Origin of the sequence: Methylobacterium sp. V23 (assembly GCF_002917135.1) — a bacterium.
In the GTDB taxonomy this organism is placed as follows: Bacteria; Pseudomonadota; Alphaproteobacteria; order Rhizobiales; family Beijerinckiaceae; genus Methylobacterium.
Map to the genome: position 1 here is coordinate 1 of NZ_PDHT01000064.1, position 11123 is coordinate 11123.

The window sequence follows — 11123 nt, forward strand, 5'->3', positions numbered from 1 at the left end:
GCCGCCGACTTCCTGTTCGCCTGAGACGCACCCTCCCTCCCGTTCTCTCCTCAGCAGGCGCGCGACGTGCAACTCAGCACGGTCGAGCGCCTGCGCACATGTGGCTGCCGGAGGCCTGGCTCGCTAAGCCGTTGACCGATAGGGCGGCCCGGCTGAATTCACGCTGCTAGTTTCCACGCAGCGCCTACTCGGCGGTCCCGCACCCTGGTCTCGGCAGCACTCGGCCAGCAGCTCGCTCCACAGCTTCGACACGGCAGGTGGACGGTACATGGTCTTCTGCTTCTTCAGCTCGGTGGGGTGGAAGACGGGCCGAAGGTCATTAGCACTGAGTCTTCGCGCAGCGGCACGGCGGCAGACACGCAAACCCCCGGTCCACCTCTACGCATCCGATCTACTGTTGCTTCGAAGGCCTGTGAACCGCTGTCGTTGCCAACCAGTGCCAATTGCAAGTCTGCAACGTTCCGATCTCAGAGCATGGTCCGATGGGCCTGAAACGAATATTGGGCTGGAGGGTTAGTCGGTGAAGGGGAGCGCCGACGTTTTAAGCCTTGTCGTCGATCTGCGTGAACGCGTCGTGGGTGCCGTCGGAGCCGGAGCCTTTCGGCATCAGGCAGCGGAGCGCTTCGGTGTTAGCCTTGCCAGCGCGAGCTGGTGGTGCAGGCAGTTTGCGCGGGAAGGGCACGTCACAGCCGAGCCCATGAGTGGGGACCAGCGCTCGCATCGGACAGAGGCGCAACCTCACCAGATCTTAGCGCTCTATGAGCAGCAACCAGGGATCTATCTGCACGAACTGAGAGCAGCTTTGGCTAAGCGCGGCCTGCGGGTAGCCCGGAGCAGCCTGTCGCGCGTCTTCAAGCGCCACAATATAACGCTAAAACGTATGACCCGCCCCGCCTGCAGGATGGTCGATGAAGATGCCTGCGACCGGTCTGCACAAACGTATCCAGTATCTCGGCACGGTGGCCGCCGCAAAGATGGAGAGCCGCGCGTCTCAGGCCTCATAAGCACCTCGGCCTGGATAGGCCGCTTTCTTTGCTAGGCTTTCGGAACGCCGCTCGACCGCTAGGCCATCTTCACTGTCCTCCCGAAGGCCTCGTAGACCTGCACCGAGCGGTGACGCTCCAGTTTGGGTCGTATCGCTATCGAAACCTCAGGCGAGAGCCATCTCTGGCTTCCTCTCAAAGCTCACACCTTTGCACAGCGTCGCCCAGGCGATCCGGGCGAGCTTGGGGGCGAGCGCGACAATCACAACGTTGTAGTGCGACCGCGCCAGCAACCCGCGCAGCCATCGGCCGGTCGAGTCCTCGGTCTTGGATAGTGAAGCAAGAGCCGCGCGAGCACCGTGGATGAAGAGGCCACGCAGGTAGGCGTTGCCTCGCTTGCTGATGCCAAGCAGCTTCGGTCTGCCGCCGGTCGTATGCTGGCGTAGCACAAGGCCGAGCCAAGCCAGTAAATCCCGGGCGTTCGAGAAGGCACTTGCGTCGTCGACAGGCACCCGCAGGGCCGTGGTTGTCATGGGTCCTACGTCTGGGATCGACACCAAACGACGCGCCGCCTCGTCGGCGCGGGCGTGCGCGACGAACTCCCGCTCGAGCGCGCAGGTGCGGCCATCGAGACTTGTCCATTCCTCGCGAACCTCGGCGACGAGGGCCCTCATGAGTGCGCCGATCCGCGCCTCGGAATCCGTCATAAGAACTCCGACTGCCGTCTTGAACTTGCGGCGGCCTTGCGGGAAGACAACACCGCGCTCCAGCAGGATCGCGCGGGGAGCTTGTTCATGAGCATGGTGCGCATGCCGAGCAGCCGCGATCGATCCCGATGCAGGCTTTGCATATCGAGCTGCTCCTGCGCCTTGAGGGGCAGGAAGCGCGTCGTCGGACGCGTGGCAGCCTCAGCGATCGCCTCGGCATCGCGGTCGTCGTTCATCTCGCGCCTTGACGTAGGGGCGGACGTACTCGGGCGGCATCAGTCAAATGGTATGTTCCTGGGCGGCGAGTAGCCGGCCAAGATGATGGAAGCCGCGAGCCGAGCCTCCACCGCAACGACACAGGTCGGCAGCTTGGCAGTCAAACCGACGATCGTCTCACGCCGTACGCGACAACGAAGAACCACTGCACCAGCTGGGTCGAAGACGACTAACCTAAAGCTGTTTTTGCCGAGATCGCTACCCAGCACGGCGACTGAACTCTATGCCATCCCGATCCCTCGATTCTTCCGAGGCTGCAGCATGCCACCAACGGTTCGGCGAGGGGCGGGCCATCCCATAAGCACTGGCCATGCCGCCTCGTCAGGATATGAAGGCGGCCCACGAGGTCTGGTTCGAGAGCCAATCTGATATCGATCCGGACCGCCTCGTGTTCATCGACGAGGCCGCAGCCACCACTACCATGGCTCGGCCCTAGGGACGTGCCCCGTGCGGCGAACGCTGTCGTACGAGCGTGCTCCAGAGCCACAAGAAAAATCACGACCGTCACGGCTGGGCTGCGCGCTAGCGGTATCACGGTGCCCTGGCTGCTCGATGGGGCGATGAACGGCTCCGCGTTCCGTACCGACTTCGCGTCCGTGCTCGTGCCCGACCTTCAGCCCGGCGACACGGTCGTGCTCGACAGCCTGCCGGCACACAAGATCAGCGACATCCGCGAGCGCATCGAAGCGACTGGCGCCCGGCTGCTCTACCTGCCGCCCTACAGCTCAGACTTCAAACCGACTGAGCAGGCCTTTGCCAAGCTCACGGCCCTGCTACGCACCGAGGCGGCTCGCTCCATCCCGGACCTGTGGGACGCCATCAAACGCGCGTTAACACGCTTCCAACCAACCAAATGCCGCAACTATCTCGCCGCTGCAGGCTACCACGCAACCTAACCCGATGACGCGCTTGTTCTCGGATTCGAAAAAAAATCTCATTTATGTATTTACAGCAATAGAAACTTAACCGACCGTCAACGGGTGGGCTAATTCACTGATTCGGCGGAATACCCATTAGTGTTCTCGAGTCGGAGATTGGCATTGCTCATGGCAAATGGAAATCATAATGGGAAGACTGACGTTTTTTTGATCAAAAATAGCCCAATTATTAGACAAAATACTTCGAAGATGGCGATTCTTTAGCCAGGTAGATGTTCTGGTGGCTCGCGTACAAGACTTTCTACTGTAAACGCGTACGATCTCAGCCGCATTAGGTTAGGAATACGGCTTCATTGAAAGAAAAATGCGTTCGTAACAGTAAAGCTTGTTTTATGCGCACCTTCACTCAGTAGCTCATATAGAGGGCCGAATGATGAAAGCCGCAATCAGTAATGATCTGTTTGATATCGCTTTGATGCCTCAGCAGATGCCGATCGAGCCGCAACAGGTCCCAGCCACAGAAAGGCAATTTTCTTGCCGTAGATCTTTGAAAACTTTTATAAGTAACGAATCTGTTGATAATAGTGACTCAGCCACACGACCAAGTGTGCAAAGTGGTGGAATTCTCGGAGATAACAAGCCGATCCAAGCTGCTGACACTGGCGAAAACTCACCCCATACTTCAATCATAGGGGAGCCCTTCTTCGTTCATGATATCGGGAGTGGTTGTTCTCGGACCAGTCACGTTCAGTTCTGTCAGCCAGTACAGGAGGCGTCTGGTTTGTCTCCGGCGCCCGCTTCGCATTCGGCGACCCATCAACTTGCACCGCATGCAGCGTATGATGCATCTGCCCCCATGGTTCTTGTCGCTGTGCCGACTTTTAGACGGTCCGGCTTACTACAGCGACTCCTCGAAGCTCTCGCTTGCTTGAAAACAAACGCTCAAGTTGAAATCTTGGTTGCCGACAACGACGTTGATCGTCAGGAGGGCCGGCACGCGGTGGAAGCCCTGCGCATGTCGGGCTACCGCTTTCCTATTCACGTCATTGTCGTTGCGGAAAGGGGCCTATCCAGCGTCCGTAATGCAATCGTTGAATTCGCCCAAAATAAATTGGAAATCAATTATTTAGCGATGCTGGATGACGATGAATGGCCAAGCACCGAGTGGCTCGATGCGCTTTTGAGAGTACAGCGAGAGACAGATGCTGACGTGGTAGGCGGCTGGGTCGCTCCCGTTTTTGAAGCCGGCGCTCCGCAGTGGGTGACCACCTCACCTCTCTTCCAAAACGAAAGTTATGCCACCGGTCCCGTCCCTATTATTTGGGGTACGAATAACGTTCTCATGAAGCGGGAAGGATTGCTCAAACTCGAGTTGCCGTTGTTCAATCCCGATTTCGGTCTGGCGGGAGGAGAAGATGTCGAAGCGTTCATGCGCCTGAAGGCTGCTGGCTACCGCTTCGCTTGGTCACGCGAGGCTGTAGTCTATGACAGTATCCCGCTCAGCCGAAGTACTTGGCGATGGGCGCTGAGGCGTTCGTTTCGGATCGGCAACTCCAATATGTTTGCGCAGTTGCGGTGGCGTTTTGCGCCGAAAGATTGGTGGAAAGCTTACCCTATCGTTCTCGCACAAATCATCATCGGGCTAACGCTGCTGTCACTCATCGCTTGGTTCCCGGCTCTACGTGCCAGAGCAATTCATCGCGTTACGTTGGCGTTCGGAAAAGCCGCTGCTTTGTTCGGGCACCGTTTCCATGAATATGCATGATCTCATATTGGACGCATTTGCGCGAGAGACCACTTTCGTCTCAATGAGGCTACTTCAGGTTCCTGGCTGGAACATCACAATGCGGCAACTGAAGGCAAGGCTGACTACATGAACCCGCACGCTAGACTCAACACCCAATATAGCGGAGCTAGCTCACGCCGCACAGCCTTGCCGACCTCAGTGATCTTAGGCAGCAGCGTCTCGGCCGCCTCTCCGAAGTCGCACACTGCTGAGAAGGGTGGGTACCGAGCCGACATCGACGGCTTACGAGGCATCGCTGTTGGATTGGTGCTTCTCTATCACGCAGGCTTCAGCTCGCTGCGAGGAGGCTTTGTTGGCGTCGACATCTTCTTCGTGATTTCCGGCTTTCTAATCACGCGAATTCTACTCACCGACTTGCAAATTGGCCAATTCTCGATCGGGACCTTCTACGAGCGCCGCATCCGCCGCATCGTGCCTGCTCTGACTGTCATGCTGATCATCGTGCTGGCCGTTGCACCACTCCTGTTATTTTCCGGCGAAATGACGAAGCTTAGTTTTGCCGCCTTGGCCGCTGTTGGATCAATTGCAAATCTTTATTTGCTCAGCACTGCTGGGTACTTTGCAGTAGACAGTGCGAGGCAGCCGTTGATCCACACGTGGTCCCTAGGTGTCGAGGAGCAGTTTTATCTTCTCTTGCCCGTTCTACTTGTTACGTTTGGGCCAAACCGACTGTCTGCTGCGCGCTGGACAGTTGCTGGGCTGACTCTGATTAGCTTCGTAGCTTGCATTGCAGTCACATCCGTTAGCCGTGAGTCCGCCTATTATCTCCCTTTCACGCGTGCCTGGGAACCACTAGTAGGTAGTTTCCTTGCATTTGTGCGATTGCCACGCATACCTAGGCTGCTCTGCGAGAGTGCCGCGCTTGCAGGGCTCGGCTTGATCCTACTGAGCGCAACACGATTTCATGCCGGCCTGTTGTTCCCCGGTGCTTATGCGCTCGTACCGTGCTTAGGAACTGCTCTGATCATCCTTGCTGGGGGAAATGGAGGATCCTTGCTGACGCGCGTCTTGAGTGTACGGCCCCTGGTCGGTGGTGGTCAGCTCTCTTATTCGCTATATCTTTGGCACTGGCCGATTTTTGTCTTTTATGGACTTCACACTGGAACGCCCCGCAGTCTCGCCGAGACGGTAGGGCTTATCGTGCTCTGCTTTGCTGCTGCAACCGTCTCCTGGCGTTTTGTCGAGCTTCCCTTCAGACAGAAACAGGTCTTGCCAAGCCGAGGTGGGCTCTTTGCAGCGGCGGGCGCTGCTTCTTTCGGCCTCGCCATTTGCGCGTTAAGCTTTGTATTTCTATCTAACTGGCTGCCCAATCCAGGGAGCGAAAGCGAACGCTTGGCCCGCTTTATGGATTATGACGATGAGGCAAGTTACCGGCGTGGAACCTGCTTCCTTATGGGGGACAAGCAAAGCTCATCCGACCTGAAGCTTTCAGAGTGTTTAACGACCTCGAACAATCGCTCCAATGTTTTACTCGTAGGTGACAGCCATGCCGCTCATCTTTGGTCGGGCCTCAGTGAAAACCTCAAGAATAGCAATATCATGCAGGCGACCGCGAGCGGCTGCAAACCTGTGCTTGGAACCGGTGGAAAAGCAGGATGCGTTGAGCTAATGCATTTTGTTTTTGAAGATTTTTTGACTAGTCACAGGCCCGACACGCTTATCCTTTCAGCACGCTGGATGGCGGATGATATCCCGGCTTTGGAGCGGACAGTTTCAGCTCTTCAAGCAAGAGCAGGTAAGATCGTCGTGTTCGGGCCGATCGTAGAATATCAGCAGCCGCTCCCGAGACTGCTCGCGCAGGTCTCATCTGGCCGTTCAGCAAGTCTGATTGACGAGGCTCGGTTGCCGGCTGGAGCTCAGGTCGATCGGAAGCTAGCTGAGGCAGTTGAAGGACTGGGCGGAACCTACGTGTCTGTTCGCAACCTGCTGTGTTCTAGGGCTGGAGCAAGCTGCACAACTATTCGGAATGGTACTCCTGTACAGTTCGACTACGGTCACTTAACAGCAGAGGGTTCTTCGCTTATCGCGCTTCGCGCGATAGAAGCCGGATACTTGAAAGCACAGTAATATCTGCTTCTGCCCGCGTATTTGGCAATGAGGTCTTAGGTTCGGAGCAGCTGGATCTAATCCAGCGATCGAGCAGTTACATCCGCCTTCAAACCCGACACTCACCGGTGGTCCACAGTCCGAGAACCTAAGTTGTAAATCTCTCAAGAGGTTTTTGCGTGCCGTCGTTAGGAACCCAGACATCGATATAATCAAGGTATAAGCACTTGCCTTGCTGCCAAGTTAAGGGTGTAATCCGGTTGTTGAACCAAGTTTTACCCGGCGCGGGAGGCTGACCTTGCACCAAAGCTGTACCGTTGCCAGAACTCATGTTCGCAATCAGGAATTTTGGATTGCGTGCAAAGCTCGCGTAGCGACTATTGACGTTGTCGGACGCCGACAAACCAAACATGTCAGCGTTATGCCAGAAAGTTATGCCGGCTGCATTCACATCAATGCCGACCTTTGACCAGGGGCCGTAGAGGCCGCGCTGATTGAAATCGTTCAGCAGCTTGTACTTCATAATATTGTTCGAGCTGGTACCCCCCCAGATACCCATCGGTAAAAACGCACCCTGCCGCCCAGTGAGCCGGCCAATCTGCTCCAATATATCCACCTCAAGATAGGTTCCTGAGGCCGCTCTGCCATTGCTGTTACCAAGGCACCACAAAGCGCCGAACAAGCCGTCGAGTGTGCTACCCCAGGGGGCCTCCGGAAACCGGTAACCGAACTCAAGCCAACAATCGGTAGGGCAAACCCAATCACGCGTTTGGAACATGCCGCCCCAGTAAGGCTGGCCCATCAGCGCTAGATCAGACTCTTTCACGCTGCCAGCGTTGATCTTGAGAATCCCTACGCCGTCCGGATCAGAAAATTCGAACGGAACGTAATGAGCTGGGTCAACGCTGTGCGTGTCTTGGCCATGCACGAACACTCCATCCTCTCGAACGAAGACGTTGCGCTCACCCGTGCCTGTGTTAAAATTGTAGGGTGGGTAGTGAACAAAAGGTTTGTACTGCCGACCACCTTCGTTGAGCTGGCCTCTGCCATAGTAGCCGTTCCGGCCGGCAGATGGGGGCCTACGCTTGAAGTCGTCGCAGTACAACCTGATGTAGCCGGGCTTTGGAGGATCCCCAGCCGGGCGAAGCCCCGTGGGCGAACCAACGGGAAGCGGGGCATCCGGCGTTCGGCTCGGCAGAATGGCACAGCCAGTGCCGATCTGGGCAACGAATTTATTGGCAACGCCCAAATTTATCCCGGAACTACTGGTGTGCGCTAAGTGATCCCCGGTGACGTAGAGAAGGGGCACATCACCCGTGGGTTTCTGCCCCCGCACACCGAGCATGCCCGGCCGGAACGCTGCGCGCCGAGAGCGCTCGTTCAGATCAAGAAACGTCGGCGAAAACCAAAACATCCCTGCTTCGATGTCAGGATCTCCGGTGACTGGGTTGCCGCCTGCGCCGAACAGACGATTATCTCCACCGGAGTATGCAAGGTTAACTCTTTGCCCCTGCAACCAGCGGCTTGGTGCGGTAGGCCGAACTGAGATGTCATGGGTCGGATCGAAGGCTTCGGCTAAGTAGCAACAGAAGCCGACATCATACTCTCGTGCCAGGTCCCAGCTTATCATCACGATGGGCAAGCGCGCGGAAAATTGCGGCACCTCCATTAGCATGTCGATTTGTGCAATGATCTCATTTGCAGCACTGCGGAGGACGAGCCGTGGGGCAGAGACGCGGGTCAAATTGGTTACAAGCTGTACCAGCAACCGACCGCCAGCAAGCGAAGCCAGCGTCTTGGTGTTGCCGGAGTGCTCGTTGACCGAGACGGCAAAAGCTACTGTCCCTTGTGTGGCATCATCCACGTCTGCGAGTCGCCCTCCCTTATGCTTGAGGCAGAGCGGTTGCCCGGCCAGATTGGTCGGGCGGTAGCGGACGGAGCTGAAGTCGTCAGCAGCGAAGGCGGCTGGAGGACCTACGAGGATGGTGGTGGCGCCTGCAAGGAACTGGCGACGGTTGCTTGTGTAGGAAGTTACGGGAGCCTCCGTTTGCTGTTGGTTTAGAAGACAAGCTCAGCAAGTATTATCGATCTGACCAAATTTTCAATCCGGCGGATTGAAACACTGTTGCAAGATTGTGGCCATAGGGAGCTGGAGGCACCATCTAAGGCGGCCGGCATGCCCGCTATTTCATACTCAGTTAAATACGAGCTTACTGCATTGCGGTGTCCATTGATAGCCGCAAAGCGGATCTGCAAACGTGTCAAGTGCGGGGGCAAGTAGCTCAAGTACCAGCGAGGTTGGACGCACTTGTATGTAGTCTGACTGACATCATTCAAGATTTCTGCCAGTAATTGCCTTCGCGGTGCTACTTTCCGTGGTGATGGAGTGCTATTGGCACTCCGTTAATCTGCTTACGTCCAGTCCATGCTCACGTGCATGCCGAATTGTTTGGACAAAGCCGATCCCGTTACTATTGCGGAACCTGAGTCGTTAGCTGACGAACAGCCATTGCGGGAGCGGGCAGTCGAATCGCTCTACCAGCCGTCCGATCTCGTCCAAATGATGAGTCTCGCCTTAATCTATTATAGCTGACTGGCGATGCTTGTTGTCGAATTATGAGACGAACAAAACCGCCCCCGCCAGCTCGACAAAGGGGCTTTTCTGACCACAGGACCGGTATGCCCGTCCTTTGACGATCCGCTCGTAATCCAATGAGCGACTGCATGGCGGTGCCAATCCAACCCCTCTTGTGTGGGAGTCCTTTAGATTCAGCAGCCGCACGCTAATTTGAGAGTGGTTTCGGTATTAAGGGTTTGGGCTGACGTCCCCAGCAATCCTTTTATTCTTTATAAACGGCGGGTGTAAAGCCGAGCGCGTATCAGTCCAACTCCGGCAAATCTCGGCACGGGTGCGTCACCAAAAAAGGCCGCACGCGTGCACGAACCATGCTCTTTGAGGTGGCATGACAGCCGATTTGGAGACCTGGACCGTCACGTGCGTTCTTCCCGCGTGTCGCAACGGGGCGCGGCACACACATCGCCGGGGTGGCGCTAGCGCGCAAGCGTGTGGGGGATCATCTGGCATCTGCTCACGCGTGGAGGGGGATTACGCTGGGGTGCGCCCAGCACTGCATACCAAGAAGCCGCGGGAGCGGGAATTGCGTTCAGGAGACCGCGCGGCTCGGTCAGCGGGGAGCCGCCTATGCCTACAGCCTGACGCGAACAAGCCAGGGCGAGCGGCGACGCATCGAGCAGGCTGAGCACGCTTATTCTCAGATGGCGGAGAGCTGGAGCCGACCAAGTCGGCGAGTGCCCAGGAGTGCCATAAATGCGGAACCACTATGAGGAAGAGGCGACCGGGGCTGCACCTCGAGCCCGGTTATTCGTCACGTGGTCACCCTTGGGCAATTTGAAGATAACACGGCTTGCGTAGAAAAGAGCTGTTCAACCTCATCCGTGTACCGCGGCCAGGTCGGCTTAGTGAGTCGCTGCTCAACTTCTGTTGCCGGCAGATGCAGTCATGTGCCCAACATGCTCACACCTCGCTGCAGCAGGTGCTCTGTAGGTGTCGCTGTACGTCATCATCGACGAAGCGGTCCTGGCAGTTTAGTTGGCGCGCACCTCAGACGCGATGAGCGCGGGCCTGCGCTTCAAGGGCCTCTTGACCCAGGCTCATCCGCGATTGTCTTTGGCGGGCGGCGCTACCTCTTTTGCGACGGTAGGTCGCCTCTTTCGTGAAGGGGCGGAGGGATCGCACACCAGAGCGATTGTGCCGCAGAGATCATCGGGAAGAAGATCAAGGCATACGAAGATGTTGCCAGAGCGCGGCCGCGTTGATCGTCAAGGTTAGGCTTCGAAGCGCGGCGCACAGCAATGTCACTGGAAGTCAGGAGAAACCGATAAGGTCCATAAACCATCTCGAAACGATGATGGTAGGATTTCAGAACAGTAGGGAACTGATCTGGTCTTGATCCCACATCGCATCGATTTTTACCAATCTCCTGCACCGCAGCTTAAAAGGCGCCGTGCGAGCTTTCGGATAATGAATTTACCGGGGGCTTACCATGGTTCAGATCGCAAACGCATCATCTGCTATCGCTGCACCGCGCGCCGGCATGCAGCTGACCTTCAACGACGAGTTCAGCCGGTCAACCCTGGCGGACGGGGCTAACTCCACCTGGAACACCACCTTCCTCGGCGGCCTGCGCAACCTCACCACCACGGGCGAGAAGCAGCTCTACCTCGATGATGACGCCACCACCCTGGTCTCGGGTGCCACCGTCACCGCCGATCCGTTCCAGCTCCAGGACGGCGTGCTCTCCATCTCCGCTCGCCCGACCTCGACCGAGCTGCGCGAGATCACGCGCATGGACTACACCTCCGGCCTGATCAACACCGCCGGCAACTTCGACTTCCGCTACGGCTA

General features: G+C 57.1%; 3 protein-coding genes and 5 pseudogenes. 6 read left to right on the forward strand and 2 right to left on the reverse strand.

Translation table 11 applies throughout. The features are described from left to right. Positions 1–520: 520 nt before the first annotated feature. Positions 521–886, forward strand: a pseudogene (locus CRT23_RS29415) (IS630 family transposase); the annotation flags it as partial. Between the two features lie 384 nt (positions 887–1270). Here the strand turns inward: CRT23_RS29415 and CRT23_RS26430 are convergent. Then, positions 1271–2175: pseudogene (locus CRT23_RS26430) on the reverse strand (IS110 family transposase); the annotation flags it as partial. 110 nt (positions 2176–2285) lie between these two features. Between CRT23_RS26430 and CRT23_RS26435 the strand changes: the two are divergent. The 3 genes and pseudogenes from CRT23_RS26435 to CRT23_RS26445 form a co-directional block, all read left to right on the forward strand. Then, positions 2286–2862, forward strand: a pseudogene (locus CRT23_RS26435) (IS630 family transposase); the annotation flags it as partial. 412 nt (positions 2863–3274) lie between these two features. Then, complete coding sequence (locus CRT23_RS26440; RefSeq protein ID WP_103712493.1) at positions 3275–4609, forward strand: glycosyltransferase; 1335 nt, start codon at positions 3275–3277, stop codon at positions 4607–4609. A 168-nt stretch (positions 4610–4777) separates the two neighbouring features. Continuing rightward, on the forward strand, positions 4778–6718 hold the full coding sequence (locus CRT23_RS26445) for an acyltransferase family protein (RefSeq protein WP_181017490.1): 1941 nt from the start codon (positions 4778–4780) through the stop codon (positions 6716–6718). Between the two features lie 127 nt (positions 6719–6845). On the opposite strand, the gene CRT23_RS28210 is transcribed toward CRT23_RS26445, so the two are convergent. Continuing rightward, positions 6846–8561: a hypothetical protein gene (locus tag CRT23_RS28210; protein ID WP_146056538.1), complete on the reverse strand. Its 1716-nt coding sequence runs from the start codon at positions 8559–8561 to the stop codon at positions 6846–6848. A 995-nt stretch (positions 8562–9556) separates the two neighbouring features. Between CRT23_RS28210 and CRT23_RS29420 the strand changes: the two are divergent. Further along, a pseudogene (locus CRT23_RS29420) lies at positions 9557–10042 on the forward strand (IS110 family transposase); the annotation flags it as partial. A gap of 719 nt (positions 10043–10761) precedes the next feature. Continuing rightward, positions 10762–11123 (forward strand): annotated as a pseudogene (locus CRT23_RS26450) (hypothetical protein); the annotation flags it as partial.

Excerpts from the sequence above, each read along its gene's own strand:
- CRT23_RS26440 (WP_103712493.1), top strand. The coding sequence starts at position 3,275 with ATGATGAAAGCCGCAATCAGTAATGATCTGTTTGATATCGCTTTGATG.